This window comes from Candidatus Limnocylindrales bacterium (assembly GCA_035559535.1).
Taxonomy (GTDB): domain Bacteria; phylum Moduliflexota; class Moduliflexia; order Moduliflexales; family JAUQPW01; genus JAUQPW01.
On record DATMBG010000025.1, the window covers coordinates 61,216 to 78,700 of the forward strand.

The window sequence follows — 17,485 nt, forward strand, 5'->3', positions numbered from 1 at the left end:
GGCTTCCCTCGAAGCGTAGGAATTTGATAGTATGAAAGTAGACCCGATTACCTTGGCCGTAATTCGCGGCAGTTTGGAGCAAATAGCCGACGAGATGGATGCTACATTGGAGCATATGGCTTTCTCACCAGTCATCTCCGATGGTTTTGACCGGGCTAGTGGCATTTATCACAAAACCACCGGGGAGGTTATTACCCAGGGACCTCGGGGACTTCCCAACTTCATCTATGTGATGGAGTTTACCGTCCGTTCCGTCATCGAGCGAATTTCAGATGTAGCTCCGGGAGATATCTATATCGTGAACGATCCCTATCTGGGAGGAACCCATTTAATGGATGTAAAGATGGTGAAACCCTTCTTTTATAAAGGGAAATTAACCGCCTTCCTGGCCAATAGCGGCCACTGGCCGGATATTGGGGGACGGGTCCCTGGTGGATTTTGTACCAAAGCCACGGAAATTTATCAGGAAGGGTTACGGCTTCCTCCCGTGCGGCTCTTTGATAAGGGTAAATTGAACCAGGAGGTCCTGGATATTATCCTGCACAATGTACGGGTCCCCGAGGAGCGGCAGGGAGATATCATTGCCAAGGTTGCTTCTCTTAACCTGGGTGCCGACCGACTGACCCGGCTTCTGGATCGCTACGGAGAAGAAACGGTTTTTGCAGCCATTGGGGAAATGAAAACCCGTTCAGAGCAACTGATGCGGCGTTATATTGAGACCATCCCGGATGGAAAGTACGTGTTTGAAGACTATCTGGACAGCGATGGGGTGGATTGGAAACCGCTAGCCATTCATCTGGAGATGGAGGTGAAGGGGAGTGAAGTCTATCTGGATTTTTCCAAAAGCAGTCCTCCCTGTCGAGGGCCGTTGAACAGTGTCCTGAGCACAACCATAGCCGGGGTTTATATTGCTTTTAAGCATATCTTTCCTGATGTGCCCATCAATGCCGGATGTTTTCGACCTTTTTCTTTTAACATTCCTCCCACGACTTTTCTCAATGCACAACCGCCTCGACCTGTATCCGGGTGCGCCGCTGAGGTCTGTCAGCGAATCATCGATGTCGTATTGGGTGCACTGAGCCAGGCTATTCCGGAGAGATGTTATGCAGCCCCCATGGGGACGGTCACAAATCTCTCGGTGGGCGGAGAAGATCCGGCCAAGGGATACTTTGTTTTTTACTCTTTTATCGGAGGGGGATACGGCGGAAATTACCTTACAGATGGATTGATCAACGGTAATCCTACCATTGCCCTGGCTCGAACTCAAGCTTTGGAGATTTTTGAAGCCCGTTATCCGGTTCTATTTACCCAATATGCCATTCGGGAGGGATCTGGAGGAGCTGGTATGCGTCGGGGAGGACTTGGGGTTATTTTTGAGTTTCAACTTAGGCGGGGAACGGCTAGTGCCTCTCTCCTTGGGGACCGGGGGCGCTTTGCTCCTTTCGGAGTCCTTAAAGGAAAACCGGCCAAATCTGCAAAACATACTTTCCTGCTTCAGGGAAAAGAATACTTTCCTCCCCATATCAGCAAAGATGAAGGGATACCGATGCAGGCGGGAGACCGGTTAAGATTGGAAACCCCTGGGGGAGGAGGCTATGGGGATCCGCTGGACCGTCCGCCAGAATTGGTTTTGCAAGATGTTCAGCGTGGATACTACGATCGGGAAATAGCAAAGCAAGAGTACGGAGTCTTGATCAAAGAAGGAAACCAGGAGGTTGATAGAGAAGGGACTGCAAAGTTACGGGCATCCCTTCGTCCTAAGGAGGAACTATGATAAAAAAATTTAACTGGCTGCTGATTATTCTCATGGGTTTGATAAGTTCGTCGTGGTTTGAAAATGGTAAAGCTGAAGAGGTAACCGATGCTCGCCTGCTCGAAGCCTATCAAGACAAAAAAAATTGGCGCCTCTATGGCCATGACTACTCCAACCAACGCTATAGCCCCCTTGACCAGATCAACGTAGAGAATGTCAAAAACCTGACTCCTCGATGGATCTTCCAAACAGGAAAGATCGGATCTTTTCAAACCAATCCTTTGGTGGTGGATGGGGTCATGTATGTAACCACCCCTTTTAATCATGTAGTCGCTTTGGATGCCAGGACGGGCAAACAGATTTGGCGGTATGAGCACAAGCTTCGTACGGAAAAGTTTTGTTGTGGACCGGCCAATCGAGGAGTGGCCGTGGGTTATGGAAAAGTATACATGGCGACCATCGACGCCCGGTTGATTGCCCTGGATCAAAGGACGGGACAGGTGGTATGGGATAGAGAAATCACGGATCCTGAAGCCGGAAAACGTGAGACGGTAGAGGCGGTACTGGGAGTTAAAGAATTTCAGGGAGGAACCGTTACCGGGGCTACTGGATATAGCTCCAATATGGCTCCCATGATTTATAAGGGAAAGGTTATAGTAGGAACCATGGGGGTCGGCTATGGGTTGCACATGAACCTTAAAGAAGGAGACCAACAACTCCATACGGCGATTGGAATCTCCGGGGGAGAATATGGCTTGCGAGGTTTTCTGGCCGCTTACGATGCTCAAAGTGGAAAAGAAATCTGGAGATGGTATACCATTCCTGAGAAGGGTTGGGAAGGGGAATGGCGAACTACAACCCTGGAAGGAGAAGATCTCCATCGGGATATCGAAGCAGAAAAGGTTGCTTTTAAAAAATATTTCCAGACCTGGAAGGTAGGCGGTGGTTCCGTATGGTCGGCCTCTGCTTTGGATCCTGAGTTGGGCTTCCTTTATGTAGGAACCGGAAATCCTTCTCCTCAAATGGATGATTCAACCCGTCCCGGGGATAATCTTTATACCGTAAGCCTGGTGGCCCTGGATGTGGAAACGGGGCAGCTCAAATGGTATTACCAACAGGTACCCCACGACCGGTGGGGCTATGATGTAGCAAGCCCGGCCATATTGTTCGATATCGTCCAGGATGGAAAAAAGATCCAGGCCGTGGGTCAGGCGGGCAAGACCGGATGGTTTTATATTCATGATCGACGAACCGGAAAACTTCTCCTGAAATCCGAACCGTTTGTCCCGCAAGAGAACCTATTTGCCAAACCTTCTCCCGAAGGAACCCGCATTGCGCCCTCTGCAACCGGCGGCTCTTCCTGGTCACCTGTAGCCTATAGCCCGCAAACAGAGGCAGTTTATATCTCCGGGATTCACTTACCTGCCCGATATATCTCCCGAACCTTAACCCCGGAAGAGAACAAACCGTGGGAAAGCTATACCTTTTTTATACAAATTAAAGAAGAACAATGGGGCACTTTTACGGCCATTCATACCTCTACGGGAAAGGTCCTATGGCAGAAAAAGATGGAGCAGCCTATGGTAGGAGGTGCCCTGGCAACGGCAGGGGGGCTGGTATTTACCGGTGAAGGAAACGGTTATTTCGATGCCTTCGATGCTAAAACCGGGGAGATCCTCTGGAGATTCCCCTGTGGAGCCGGAGTCAATGCCCCACCCATCTCCTATGAAGTCGATGGGACGCAATATATTGCCGTTGCTGCCGGAGGAAACTCGATTTTTGGATACCCTCTGGGAGATGATATCCTGGTCTTTGCCCTTCCAGAGAAGAAGTGAATTTGGCCCGACTCTTCAGGAATCAGGTACCAGGGGTCAGAAGTCAGAAGCTAGAAACGAGAATTCATAACCATACAATTTCCGTTTTGAAATACGCCATAAATCTTATCGTTTCTTCCCCGTTTGTCCTGAGTATGGCAGGGCTCCCTGTCAGAGGTTAAAGGTCATCCTTTGACCAGCCCAGGACGAACAGGGTACCTGGCCTGAAGGAATATTCAATTAGGAATTGGTAGGATTCCTGACTTCGTCCGCATAACAGAAGTTATCTTCCACCTGAAGCTGATACTGCAATATCTCCCGGCAGGCCCCAGGGGATTATGGTAAATTGAGTGAATTGAGAGGAAGAGGTAAGAATTCGCCATTCTCCTGGGGAAGCCCGGAAGATTCCCAGATCGGTTCGTCCATCCCCGTCGTAATCGGCCTGAACAGGTAAATCTCCTGGAGATCCCCAAACCCTTTGGATGATTTTACCGTTTTTGCGGATTCCTATCCAGGTTCCAGTACCAGGCCTCCAAACGGCTATATTGGCCAGACGGTCCCCATCGTAATCTCCCGGAACGGGAAGGTCTCCATTCTGCCCAAGAGTTTGCACCTTGATAAAACCATTACTGGAATTAAGGATATACCAGGTTCCGCTGGAGGGTCTAAAAACGGCCAGATCGTCACTGCCATCTCCATCGTAATCGGCAGGAGCCGGAAGGTCTCCGGATATGCCCCAGACGGTTACTGCGGAACCACCCCCTGAGAAAAGTATCCACCATTCTCCGGTAGAAGATCTCCAGACGGCCCGGTCGGTTATCCTGTCTCCATTATAATCCCCTGGAACCGGGGTGTCCTCTGAAGAGCCCCAGTTTTGAATATTCTCGGCCCCATTGAGCAAAACATGCCAGTCACCTGTGGAAGGTCGCCAAACGGCATAGTCTGCCGTTCCATTACCGTCATAATCCCCGGGAACCGGTATATCTCCAGGTAGCCCCAAGGGAACACTAAAGGTATTTCCTAATACCAGCCATTCTCCGGTGGAGGGTCTATATACCGCAATATCTGCTTTGCGATCGCCATTATAATCGGCTGCATCTGCAATGGGAACTGATAAGGCTAACCCTGGAGAAGGTACACGCATTATCGTTTGTCCCGAGTCGGGATGTACCATGAGTGATGACTCCTCTACGGCCTCGAAGTCTGAACCCTGAAGTTGATGGAGTTGGCGAAGATGATCGTTATCCCAGCGTTCATCCGGTACCCCGGAGAGAAACCAGGACGAGCCGTTATCGGCCAGAATCATTCCATATTTTTTTAGGGCCTGAAGGATGACCTGTACTTCAGGCGAAAAACCTGAAATATCAAAATCGGCCCGGAGACGAAAACGTTGACCCATGGGTGGATATTGAGCACCGGTGAGGCTGGAGGCGTAATGGCGGGCGGGCCAGAGGTACTCTTTACGGGTTTGTGGTGCCGTAAAACGAAGGGCATGCCGAATTTCACCGGAAGCTACTTCATCATAACGCACCAATCCCGGCAAGATGGGTAGACTGGCCGCATCAGCTGAGGTCCAACCGGCCGGTCGAAGCGCGTTAGATTTCAGGTCAAAGATCGCCCCTGAGTCTGCATACCAGCTTCCATTAGGTTGGGGAAAGGCATAATACATCTCGTATAGGATACAATTATCATAGTCCAACACCAAAACGTGACGGTCTCCACTGCTATTGCTACCCCCTTCAATGGGTGGATTGGGAGGAATAGGATACGGACCCGGGTCACTTTCGTCACTATACCCGAAGGTAACGGGTACCTTGGGCTGGGTCCCCGGTACCGTCGTATAGGGAATGCCTATAGGACCTCCATTCCAGGTTCCGGAGCCAAAGTCGGCATGAACATATTTCGTGGCCCCAATCGTGGAAATATAAGCCGCCGAATTGGGATCGACAGGTAGGGTATCTACGGGTACGTTCCATACATTATCGGCAGGAAAAACGGCACAGCCTGCTATCTGGGGAGATGCCAGAGAGGGGGTCGATAGAGTTCCCTGGACCAGGATACAGAAAACTAACGTAAATGAAACGGGGATTAGGCCCATCCCCTTTTGAGACCCACCCCTACAGGTAGGTTTGAAACCTGCTTTCCCAGGTGTGAAAAGGTCCGGAGGCTTGCTTCTCTGAGAAATTGATATTCCAACAAGGCCTGGTAAGATAAATAAATGTGCTTTCATGGTTTGCTCCTTTCACTACCTTTCTACCACCCAGGTAGTGGATTGATGTATGAATATTAAGATAAATCCCCTTCCGATATGAGGACTTCTAAAGTTTTGGGGTCGGGTATTCGAAAAGTAACCCGGGTACAGTTTTCCTAACAGCAAGGCATATGCCACAAGGCATTCTCCCATCTTTACGAGTAGAAAGAACTTGAATAGAAAGAATACTTACAATTTTTGGAACTTTAAAGTTAACAGACTCGAAACTCTTCTAAGGCTCTCCGTCTCTCCGGTGTGGGTAGATCCTTCTCCTGAGACTATGCAAGCAACTGCATCCTGTTTCGCGAAAGAAAAGAGGAGTTATAAGGGTTTTATATCTGTGACGATGAAAGACCTGTACCCCCCTCAGTTTCCTACCTCGTTCCCGGTTGAGGTGATGCCTGGGAGGTGAGAAGATAGCATTACAGACCAAAATGTCATACCTGGCCTTATCAGAAAATCTTTATCCCAAAGAAAGTTTTTCCTTGACAATCTTACAGGTACGTTTATGATGCGCCTGGGTAGATATAAAAATCCAGAAGTCCTCAAGTTCCCTCATCATCCTCCAACAAGGGTAAAGCGTTAAGGCCTGCGATAAAGGTTGCCCCTCATACAAGACAGAAGAGCTGGAGCCGATCATTCTGAAATTTATAATTCCCACCCACACCTTGCGCGCTCCGGTCGCCTGAGCCCGAAGGAATAGGGAACTGTAAGACTACCCGCGGAAAAAGTTTTTGCTGTGTGAAGAAAAGATTCTATTCCCTGAAGACGGTCGGAAGTTCATAACTTCTGTCGAAACCTTCCAGGGTTTATCACAGCAGGAAGGAGGCTAGGCGATAATGGATAGGCGCAAGTTTTTGACCATTTTAGGCAGTACGGTAGCGGCGTTGGGCAGTGCGCATCTTTTTTCGGCAACGCCTTCATATGGTCGTAAATTAGGGACTTTGAAAAAGGCGTACACGTTTTTCACCCAGGCCGAGAGCGAATTTATCGAGGCAGCTGTTGCTCGGCTTATTCCGGCAGATGAGTTGGGACCAGGGGCTTTAGAGGCGGATGTTCCCTACTTCATCGATCAGCAGCTCTCCGGGGAATATGGAGCCGGAGCAAGGTTTTATAATCAAGGACCCTTTGGAGCTACAACGCCATACCAGGGGTATCAGTTAGCCCTTACACCTCGGCAGCTTTACCGGGCAGGGATTGCGGCTACCGACCAATACTGTGAAGAAACCTACGGAAAACGCTTTGCCCAACTGGATCCTGAAAAGCAAGACGAGGTGTTAAAAGGACTCCAGGGAATTGCTGGAGATATTAGCCTTAAAGATGTCCCGGGAACTACTTTCTTCAACCACTTATTGAGCGATACGAAAGATGGGTTCTTCTCCGATCCGGCCTATGGAGGCAATAAGGATATGATAGGTTGGAAATTGGTTGGATTTCCGGGTGTACCGGCCATGTACATGGGCCTTATCGGTCGTAATGAGCCTTACCATGTAGAACCGGTGGATTTACGGAGTTTGCAAGAGGCCAAAGCTCCTGTGGATGAGCATGGGCATGTCATTCATCGTCGGGCGGCTATACCCAGGCCAACTACGGCTCCTACTTCGCGTCCTGTGGACTCTTCCAATTCAGATGATTCGAGGCCAGAACCGAGTTTTGCGGTTTGAGGCCTGATTCAAATTAGAGGAAGTTTAGGGGTATAAGTCTGAGGACCGAAATAAACCTGAAACGTGTCAGGTAGCTATGAGGGAGGTATTTAGCCTTAACCTTCATGAGCTGCCTGAGGAGGGAATTATGACCACCACATTAAAACCCGTAGATGTAGTCATTATTGGTGTTGGCTGGGCAGGCTCTATTCTGGCCAAAGAGTTGGCACAAACCGGTCTTAAGGTGGTCGGATTGGAGCGAGGGGGTAACCGAAGACAGGAGGATTTTACGCTACCCGGTATCCATGATCAACTCAAATATGATCGTCGTCTGGAGTTATTCGAAAATCTTTCCCGTACGACCCTCACCTTCCGAAATACCACCCGGGAAGTCGCCCGACCTATGCGACGACATGGACCTTTTCCCTGGGGTGAAGGAGTTGGGGGAGCGGGGCTTCATTGGGCGGGCTGGACCTGGCGCATGACTCCCTGGGATTTTCAAATTAAAAGCCAGACTATAGCCCGATATGGGGAGAGAATGCTTCCAGAAGACTCCACCATCCAGGACTGGCCCATTACTTATGACGAGCTGGAACCTTACTATGATAAATTTGAATATACCTTAGGTATTTCCGGTAAGGCCGGCAATCTTAAAGGGGAGATCCAACCCGGGGGTAATCCTTTTGAAGGAAAGAGGGCCCGTGAATACCCAAATCCACCTCTGAAAAGAAGCTATGGCGAAACTTTGTTTGCCAATGCAACACGAGAACTCGGATACCATCCCTTCCCCATGCCTGCCGCACAAATGAGCCAACCCTATAAAAATCCCGACGGGGTAACTCTGGGAGCCTGTGTATACTGCGGCTACTGTATGAATACAGGTTGTGAAGTTATGGCTAAAGCCGTTCCACAAACGACCACTCTTCCCGTAGCTTTGAAAACCGGAAATTTTGAGATACGGACCCATGCCGCAGTAACCCGAATAAATACTTCCGGAAATCGAGCCATCAGCGTCACTTATTTCGACGGTCAAGGGCGTGAACTTGAACAACCGGCAGATCTCATTCTGCTCACTGCCTTTACCTGGAGCAATACCCACCTGCTGCTGGTCTCCGGAATCGGTAAACCCTATAACCCGGCAACAGGAACCGGAGTTGTAGGAAAAAACTACTCCTGGCATAACGCCTTGCCCTATATCCCCCTTTATTATGATGAGGGTCACATTTTCAATCCCTTTATGGGTGCCGGAGCTCTCGGTACGGTTATTGCCGATTTCCAGGGAGATAACTTTGATCACACAGGCCTCGGCTTCATCGGGGGAAATATCCTTGCGGCTATAGCCATGGGACATGGGCCCCTTACCTTTCAACCAACGCCTCCAGGAACCCCCAGTTGGGGTTCGGAATGGAAAAAAGCCCTGGCCCATTATTATACCCGAACGATACAGATAATCGGACTGCATGACCATCTATCTTATCGCGGCAACTACATGGACCTTGACCCAAACTACCGGGATATTTATGGAAACCCACTCCTGCGCCTGACCTATGATTATGGTCCTAATGAACGGCGGATGTCAGAGTATCTGGTTAGTGTGGGTGACAAAATCGCCAAAGCCATGAGACCCAGTAAATATGCCGTCTATGGATTAGATGCACATTTCAACGCAGGGGCCAGTTATGGTATTATCCATCAGGTCGGTGGAGCCATTACAGGAACTACTCCGGCAAATAGTGTCGTCAATAAGTATCTGCAAAGCTGGGATGTCCCCAATTTGTTCGTGATAGGTGCCAGTTCTTTCCCCCAGATCTCTTCCTTCAATCCAACCGGAACTGTAGGAGCCCTGGCCTATTTCGCAGCAGATGCCATCAAAAACAAATACCTCAAGAACCCAGGACCCCTGGTCCCCTCATAAAACAGAAAGTGGGCCGCTTTATGCGGCCCATTCTTTTTTTATCCCGTTTCTCGCCTGACCCGCCTGATCGGCTTCTTCCGAGAGCACCGGCATCCTGACCTGCTCCTACCCCATTAATCAACATTTTCCTTCATTATCAATGGATACTCTCTTGCCAAATCCGGGTTAATCCTCTTAGATTTACAGGTAGATGCTAACACGTATGGATAAATTTTATCGCCATCCAAATTTTTCCATGATTTATCGTTTAATCTTTATCTTTTTTCTTTGGATTCCAACCGTCCCGGCGGCTCCCATTGAATCCGCCACCCATGTAACTTTGGAAAATGGTCTTCAGGTCATCCTCATGGAGAATCATACCAGCCCCCTGATCGCTTCCACGGTCATCGTAAAAACCGGGGTACGAAACGAAACGCCGGATATTAATGGCGTTTCCCACCTGCTGGAACACCTTCTTTTCAACGGAACCTCCACGCGAACCCAGAAACAACTTTATGAGGAAGTGGATTTTTACGGGGCTTATAACAATGCTTCAACTTCCAGGGACTATACCCTCTTTCAAATGCTGGTCCGAAAGGACTATATTACCCAGATTCTTAATATCCAGGCCGATATGTTATTTAACTCTACTTTTCCAGAGGAAAATGTGCAGAAGGAACGAAACATTGTCATTGAGGAGATCAAAGGAAGTGAGATGAATTCACCCTCGGTAGAAGCCGAGAAATTCTTTAATGCTAAACTATATCGGGGAACTTCTTATACTCTGCCGGGATTGGGTACTCCTGAGCTTATTTCAACAATTCCCAGAGATAAAATTCTTGCTTACTATCATCGGTTCTACAGACCGGAGAATATGATCCTGGTTTTAATGGGAGATTTTGAAACGCAGTCCATGCTGGAAATTGTCCGCAAGGAGTTTGACGTGCGGGTAAATCAAGAGGTTTCAGCAGCTCGTTCCTCCGATATCCAAGAACCCATCCTTCCAGATCTCAAAATCCAGGGAAGGAAAGTTTATACCAGACGACTGGAATCCCAGGGGAATAATTTAAGTACTCTCCCTACCTACCTGAACATGGCCCTGAATGCACCGCATATCTCGGATCCGGATTTCTATGCCTTCTCCGTATGGAGATTTATCCTGAATTCAGGAGAGCTCCCGGAGTTTAATCTTAAAAACCTGAACACTCTGGGAATTCAAGATTTACAGGTAAATTTAGACTTCAACGATCAATTCTCGTTTTTAATTATTTCGGCGACCCTTTCAGAGGATTCCAATGCCGATCAAGTCCTCCAACAAATTCTGACGAAATTGAATCGGCTCAAGACCCGGTCTCTATCTCAGGAAGTCATTGAAAAGGTTTTGGTAAAACCAGAAGTGGATGAGATTCTTCAGAGCGAACAGTATCATTACTACACTTTCTACAAAGCTCCTTATCTGGCCGCAGCCCCTTTTGAAGGAGTCAGAGATCACCTCAAAAATTTAAAGGGCGTGACTCCGAAGGCTCTCCAGACTGTAGCAAATAAGTACTTTACCAATCCCCCGGTTCTGGCTACTCTGGTAGGAACTAAACAGAAAGATGAAGAAAGGGAATTAGAGTGGAAAAGTGGAAAAATAGCAGGGCCTGAGACCGGGAAACCAGAAGAACTCCCAACCTCTTCAACTTTCCATTCTCCGATTTTAAAGAGGGAAATCTTCCATAACGGTTTAACTGTTCTTGTTAAAGAAAATCCCGATACCGAAGTATTTGCCTTCCATCTGCTGGCGAAGGATCGTAAGGCTCTGGAACCCAAGGGAAAATCTGGCATTGCAGAGTTTCTTCACCGCATGCTTCCTCAAGGAACAAAATATCGAAACTCCCAGGAAATCTCCGCAGACCTGAATGCTATAGGTGCTACCCTTAAGGTGACCGATGATCGAAGTATTCCCTACGATGATTATTATTTTTCACCGGCCTACTCCTATCTTCGATTTGAAACTACGGCCAGCCATGCCTATGAAGGACTGATGCAACTGGCCGATTTGATTAAAAATCCCGAATTTGATTCCGAACAGGTCGAACGGGTACGAACCCAACTTCTAAACGACCTTAGAGAAGATCAGGAGAGTACTCGTATACAGGCCCGGAATCTGTTTTATCAAACATTATTTGGTGATGACCCCCTGGCCAGGCCCATCCTGGGAGAAGAACAGGACGTTAAATCCATCACGGTTGAAGATCTCCGACAGTTCCATCAGACTTACTTTGCTCCCCATAATTTGATTCTCTCGGTCGTCAGTGGGTTACCGGCAGAAAAAGTGCTGAACTGGTTAAAATTTTATTTTGCCGACCTGCCAACCTATCCAGAAAGTAAAAAGGAAGAGATGAAGAGTAGAAAGGAGTGGAACCGGGGAAGGATGGGAATGTTAGAAGCGCAAGGGGTAGAACGTACAAAGGAAAAAAAGATTGTGGAAAGGGAAATGGGGAAGGGTCAGTCCTATATTTACCTGGGAAACCTTTTTTCGTTTAAAGAAGCGGATGAAGTGGCGATTACTGTGATAAATGCGATTTTATCTGATCGAATAGCCTTCAATCTCAGGGAAAGGCAAGGATTGGCCTATGTTATCGGCTCTTCTGTTTCCTTTTACAGGGGCATAGGTTGGTTCCAGGTCTTTATGGGAACCCGACCTGAAAATTTATCTAAAGCCCAGCAGGGACTTATAGCCGAGGTTAAAAAATTTCAAACCGAGGAGGTTAGTTCGGAAGAGTTGAAAAAGACGGTTAATCGGCTTTTAGGTTCTATGCTGATGCGGCGAATGACCAGTATCCAGCAAGCTTATTTCCTGGGACTTCAAGAGTTCCAGAATAAACCCTTAGATGCCGAGGACCGGTTGGTGGAAAAGGTTCAAAAACTTACCCCGGTAGATATTCACCGGGTTGCGAACACCTATCTGGATTCAGAAAAGTATGTAATGGTCATAGTGAAGTAGATCCTGGCTTAAATTTCAGACTCATTGAGGATGGGCAACTATATCTATATGATCCGAGCGGCTTTTCTCAAAAAAATAAAGTATTTTGGAAAAATCATCCTTACAAGGTATCAGACGTTTTTGATCCGGAATAATGGAGATATGGTAGTTATTTTCTATCAACAGGCGTAAATATTCTTTGCCTGAAACTTTGGATACATTTTGTAACCCACCTGGAGAAAATTCAGAAAATAGGATAGGACGATGTTCCTTTAATAGGTTCCTGGCTCCTTGTATGACCTTATATTCTGCCCCCTCAACATCTAGTTTTATGACGTGAATTTTCCTGACCCCCTGAAGGACCTTGTCCAGCGTAACAGACCTTACTAAAATTCTACCGGCGTCTAAGATTTCTAAATCACGGCCAAAGTCGGAAATTATTCCATTACTGGCCAGAGGGTCATAAAGAAAAGTTGCTTCTTTTTCGGCAACAGCGTAGGGATATATATCGATATTTTCAAAGTTGTTACTTTGGGCGCTTGAATACAGAAGACCGCAATTATGTTGGTTTGGCTCAAAGGATATAACCCTTCCCTGATTTCCAACGATTTGAGCTGCCATTAAACTGAAATAACCGATATTAGCCCCAACATCAACAAATACCATGCCAGGTTCCAGGATTTTTCTGAGAGTAGCGGTTACATGGGGTTCATATTCTCTTTTCTCCAGGATGGTTCTGCCAACCGCCCAGTCATCGGGTGAAACATAGAGTTTAAAATTATCTAATTCAACCAAAACATATTTTACTGGGGAATTAGACTGAAAAATCTTCCTATTCTTGAACTCTGGGGATGCCAGGAACATTGAAACCAGTGAATGGACCTTTTCGCCTTTAAGGATATGGGCCATATACGTATGCCAGCCATCGGGATCGGGATTTCTTCCCAGGAAAAGGCGATAACAGTAGTAAACATCTTCTTTGGTAGCTAATTCATCAAATTTATTTTTAGGAATTTGGCCTATTAACCTGGTCTTTAACCCGTGCTTCCAGGACCCAGGTATTTGTTTCTTTATCGCTTGGGGAATCAGCCTTATCAATTTCTGTATAAGCATATGGATGACTTCCTCCATCCCTTAACTTCTTTTCCCCATCCACGGGGATAGGATTGGGTGGAAGGAGGTCTCCCCGTTCTACAAACCCGGTGGCAATTTGAGCTTAAATCGTTCTGCAGCTTTTCGCAGTTTCTCTATGGTACCGATGGGGAGGGGAATGCCGTTCTTGATACGGTCTTCATAAACCCGCTCTTCCGGCTCACCGGGTACAAAGATTTCGGATACCCCCTCTACCTTAGGTAGTCCCTTCAGAGCCGTTACCAATCGATCGACATTTTCCTTATACTGTTCTAGATCGGTGAAGTTACCGATATGAATAGCGCCAACGAAGCTGTTTTGAGTTCCTGGAGCCACCGGATTCTGGTTAAGCAGGGTAGAGGTAATGAGGGGATTACCTACCATTAAACTCGACAGACATTCAAACATCAGGGCCAGGCCATAACCTTTGTAACCTGCAGCCGGTTGCAAAAATACAGCTTTTTTAGGATCTGTGGTAGGTCGTCCATCCTTGTCTAAAGCCCATTCTGGAGGGATCGAGGTTCCTTTGTCGATGGCTACGTGTAATTTACCCCCGGCGGCTACGCTGGTAGCCATATCCAGACTGAGGAATTTGTAATTCTTACCCGGTACGGCAATGGCAATGGGACTGTTATGTACACCGGCGGCGCGAGCACCGGGCGGTGCCATATTCGGAGGGCTGCAAACCACAGCAATACCGGCCATACCCCTGGCAGCAGCCATCTGGGTATAATAAGCCATGGCCCCCTGGTGGGTAGTATTACGAATTAATCCCCAACCAATCCCGACTTCCAGGGCCTTATCAATAACCTTCTCCATGGCAAACGTCGTAACTACAGGACCAAAAGCCCGATCTGCTTCGATGAGTATGGTGGCCGAAGTTTCCTTAAGTATCTGAATATGGGGACGTGGGTTCATAATCCCCGCATCTACCCGCTTCGAGTACTCCTCTATCCTCTGGACCCCATGAGAATCCACCCCCCGTAAATTGGCCCATACCAATACTTCAGCCTCCTTGGCCGCATCTTGCGGTGGCATTCCTAACCCTTCAAATACCTTGGCCGTAAATTCCTGCAAAGCCTTCCATTCTACACGCACCTCTTCCATTTTTTTCCTCCTCTTTTTCCCTCCATTTTTCCAGAGTTACCTGACAGGATGTTTGTCTTTTTTTACCCGGTTTTATCAATCCCGGTCTATAAAGACGAAGGACCCTTTCCCTCTGAAAAGATTGTCCGATTATGCAAGCGTGATCCTCTACCCAAGGAAATCAGGAACGCTTCATTTCTTCAAGAATTTTTTGGTAACGATCCACATTAAAATAAAATTGTTTTGCAACTTTTAGCAAGGTTTCCCGAAAACGAATAACTTCCTCTTTCTTATCCGGAGGGATAGGTTCTTTTTTAGAAAACTCAGAAGTTAGAATGTCATGGAATTGATTCTGATGTGAGGCCAGCTCTAAATTGAGATTAAAGCGCCGGAGAAGATCATGGAAATCCTTTAAAATTTCTAAATTCTCCAGAGTAGGATTCAGTTTAAGATTGAGCACTTTTTCATACAAGGCTTTATCCACATATTCTGTGATATAATCGGTCCTTAGATTATACCGATTCTGCCTGGCAGTCTCAACAATTTCCAGAGCTCTCCCATAGGATGTTTCATCGTGATTTTCAATGTAAGATACAATCTCATGCTCGAGTCGACGGCTCAAAGTATATTCCGCAGCGATCCGATACTCCTCCGGTAAGTCCAGACCGGCCTGGCGAAGAGATTCCATAAATTCCCGATCGTTATCGTAAATACTGGAATAAGCCTCATAGTAGTCCTGGGTTTTTTTCCGAACCAGCAAGTTTAAAAGGTGTTTTTTCTCATCCCGGAACATATCCCGGATGGTATAATGGTTCTTTCCCAAAGTCTCTTCTATGAACTGGTCAAGTTGAGGAGGGTTTTCTATCCGTTCATTGAGTTTTTTGAGAAGTTCTTCCAGGTCCAGATCTTCTGTATATTCGCGGATGGTGGTTCGGAAATCTTGTTCTCCATAATGACAGACAACAAATACAAGATCTTTCCTTTCCAGGGTCGTAGAGGCCGTAACCAGAGCATGTCCAAGGGCTAGGGAGATCTTTTCTCCCCGTAGAATCTGATGGAATTTCATATCCACCTGATAGTTATATGTATTAGCCATGCCTGGAATCAGGTCTTTGAAGAGGGAAAGAATGGCCACATGGTTTAAAAACTTTTCCAGGCTTACCCGACAGGGAAGGACTAATTTTTCATAAACGCCCCGTCCGTTTTTAAACGTCTCTATATTACTGGGCGCTTTTTCAAGGCGTTTCAGAAATTCCTCTTGAAGTTTGAGGCCGAAATCTTCGGCTAATTGAATCGCCCGATCCGCATACATTAAAATTTGAACCGTTTCCAGCCCGGAGATCTCTGTAAAAAACCATCCACAACTGGTATACATAAGGAGCGCATGCCGCTGGATTTCTAAAAGTTTAAAAATGTGGGACTGCTCTTCCTGGGTTAAATTTTTTTTCCTGGCATGTTTTCGCAGGAACTCGGCACGGGAATCCTCGGAGCGATCCAAAATTACAGATATATAATCATTTCTAGCTTTCCAGACATCTTTCAGATAGGAGCCTCCTTCCTTTTCAAACAAGGGAATAAGCTGATCTCGGAGCCAGTCTAAGGCTTCCCTCAGAGGTTTTCGCCATTCCTGGGTCCACTCCTCGGGTCCTCCGGTCCGACATCCGCAGTTCTCTTTCCAACGGCCTACTCCATGGGCACAGCTCCAGGCCGTTCCCTCATTGTCAGGTCCTTCTTTGAGTTCAACCTTCATGGTGGGAGGATTATAGGCCAGAAAGCTGGCATAGTTGGTTAGCTCCAGACCACGACTTTCAGCCAGGTGGGTAACGGTAAAAGCCAGAGCCTTCTCACCTCCCTTAAAGTGATGGCCGTAAGTTTCTCCATCTGTAGCTACATGGATCAATTGGGTATGATTACGATGAGGGTCTATGGCACTTTCCAGACGAGTGGTAAAAAGCTCGGCAGATGATAAGAGCTTTTCAAAGGCAAGAGCCTGAGAAATAGGTCCATCATAGAAGAAAATATCAATATATTTTCCCTTACCGACAAAACATCGATAGGGCTGGCTGGGATCGATATGACCGTTTTCTACACTGACCCATTCTTCCTTTCCGATGGGAGATACACGCTTGGCTTGATAGGGAGATAGGATAATATATTTCAAATTAAAGTTGGCCAGAACCTTTAAGGTATCATAATTAACGGCTGTTTCAGGAAGCCAGATAGAATCCGCTGGTCTTCCAAAGTGAAACTCAAAATCTTTTAATCCCCAAACAATTTGGGTAATTTTATCCTGCTCATTGGCCAGAGGCAGGATCACGTGATTATAACATTGTGCAATGGCATTCCCGTATCCCCATCGTTCTAAGCTCTGCTGATCGGCTTCTTTTAACCTTTGATAAACATCGGGGGCTTTCACCCTGAGCCAGTTTATGAGGGTTGGCCCAAAGTTAAAGCTGATCCAGGCATAATTGTTGACAATATTCAAAATACGATCCTGTCCGTCTAAAATTCTGGCAAAGGCATTGGGTCGATAACATTCTGCAGTAACCCGCTCTTGCCAGTCATGAAAAGGGTAAGCACTCTCCTGAGGCTCAATAGCTTCAATCCAGGGATTCTCCCTGGGTGGTTGATAGAAATGTCCATGGATGCAGAGATAAGCCCTGGGCATATTTAACTTCCTTCCTTCTATAGGTTATGGTCTGTGGGATATCATCTTGAGGAGGCGAATTGTGAACGGTTGATGGATTTCCCTCATCCTTCATCATTCGCTCCCCACCAAGAATCTTGATTTGAGAAAAATTTACTCTCTTTCCTTGAAAAAAACAGGGAAATATATCAAAACAAAGCTTGACTTTGATTCAATATCCAGGCAGAATAATAGCGTTACTTTTTACGTTTGAGCAAACCGACCATGCTGAAAAATATTCTCAGCATTTAAAAATAAC

9 protein-coding genes are annotated in these 17,485 nt (G+C 47.0%); 5 read left to right on the forward strand and 4 right to left on the reverse strand.

Translation table 11 applies throughout. The features are described from left to right. Window positions 1–31: 31 nt before the first annotated feature. Window positions 32–1,774, forward strand: coding sequence for a hydantoinase B/oxoprolinase family protein (locus tag VNM22_08605; GenBank protein ID HWP47205.1), 1,743 nt, complete (start codon window positions 32–34; stop codon window positions 1,772–1,774). Beyond that, window positions 1,771–3,588 carry a PQQ-binding-like beta-propeller repeat protein gene (locus tag VNM22_08610; GenBank protein HWP47206.1) on the forward strand — a complete coding sequence of 606 codons (1,818 nt, stop codon included), beginning with the start codon at window positions 1,771–1,773 and terminating at the stop codon, window positions 3,586–3,588. Before VNM22_08605 ends, VNM22_08610 begins: the two co-directional genes overlap by 4 nt. A gap of 262 nt (window positions 3,589–3,850) precedes the next feature. Here the strand turns inward: VNM22_08610 and VNM22_08615 are convergent, their stop codons facing one another. Further along, complete coding sequence (locus VNM22_08615; GenBank protein HWP47207.1) at window positions 3,851–5,665, reverse strand: VCBS repeat-containing protein; 1,815 nt, start codon at window positions 5,663–5,665, stop codon at window positions 3,851–3,853. A 992-nt stretch (window positions 5,666–6,657) separates the two neighbouring features. Here VNM22_08615 and VNM22_08620 point away from each other — a divergent pair. The 3 genes from VNM22_08620 to VNM22_08630 all read left to right on the forward strand — a co-directional run bounded on the left by VNM22_08620 (window position 6,658) and on the right by VNM22_08630 (window position 12,344). Then, a complete protein-coding gene (locus VNM22_08620; GenBank protein ID HWP47208.1) occupies window positions 6,658–7,482 on the forward strand; it encodes a gluconate 2-dehydrogenase subunit 3 family protein in 825 nt (274 codons plus the stop codon). 127 nt (window positions 7,483–7,609) lie between these two features. After that, window positions 7,610–9,376 (forward strand): GMC family oxidoreductase, encoded by a 1,767-nt coding sequence (locus VNM22_08625; GenBank protein HWP47209.1) that lies wholly within the window; start codon window positions 7,610–7,612, stop codon window positions 9,374–9,376. 202 nt (window positions 9,377–9,578) lie between these two features. Then, window positions 9,579–12,344, forward strand: a complete 2,766-nt coding sequence (locus VNM22_08630; protein ID HWP47210.1) for a pitrilysin family protein — start codon at window positions 9,579–9,581, stop codon at window positions 12,342–12,344. Between the two features lie 21 nt (window positions 12,345–12,365). Here the strand turns inward: VNM22_08630 and VNM22_08635 are convergent, their stop codons facing one another. The 3 genes from VNM22_08635 to VNM22_08645 all read right to left on the reverse strand — a co-directional run bounded on the left by VNM22_08635 (window position 12,366) and on the right by VNM22_08645 (window position 17,208). Beyond that, window positions 12,366–13,436: an FkbM family methyltransferase gene (locus VNM22_08635; GenBank protein ID HWP47211.1), complete on the reverse strand. Its 1,071-nt coding sequence runs from the start codon at window positions 13,434–13,436 to the stop codon at window positions 12,366–12,368. 78 nt (window positions 13,437–13,514) lie between these two features. Beyond that, complete coding sequence (locus VNM22_08640; protein ID HWP47212.1) at window positions 13,515–14,561, reverse strand: Ldh family oxidoreductase; 1,047 nt, start codon at window positions 14,559–14,561, stop codon at window positions 13,515–13,517. Window positions 14,562–14,721: 160 nt separating this feature from the next. Continuing rightward, window positions 14,722–17,208 (reverse strand): DUF3536 domain-containing protein, encoded by a 2,487-nt coding sequence (locus VNM22_08645; protein ID HWP47213.1) that lies wholly within the window; start codon window positions 17,206–17,208, stop codon window positions 14,722–14,724. Window positions 17,209–17,485 lie beyond the last annotated feature (277 nt).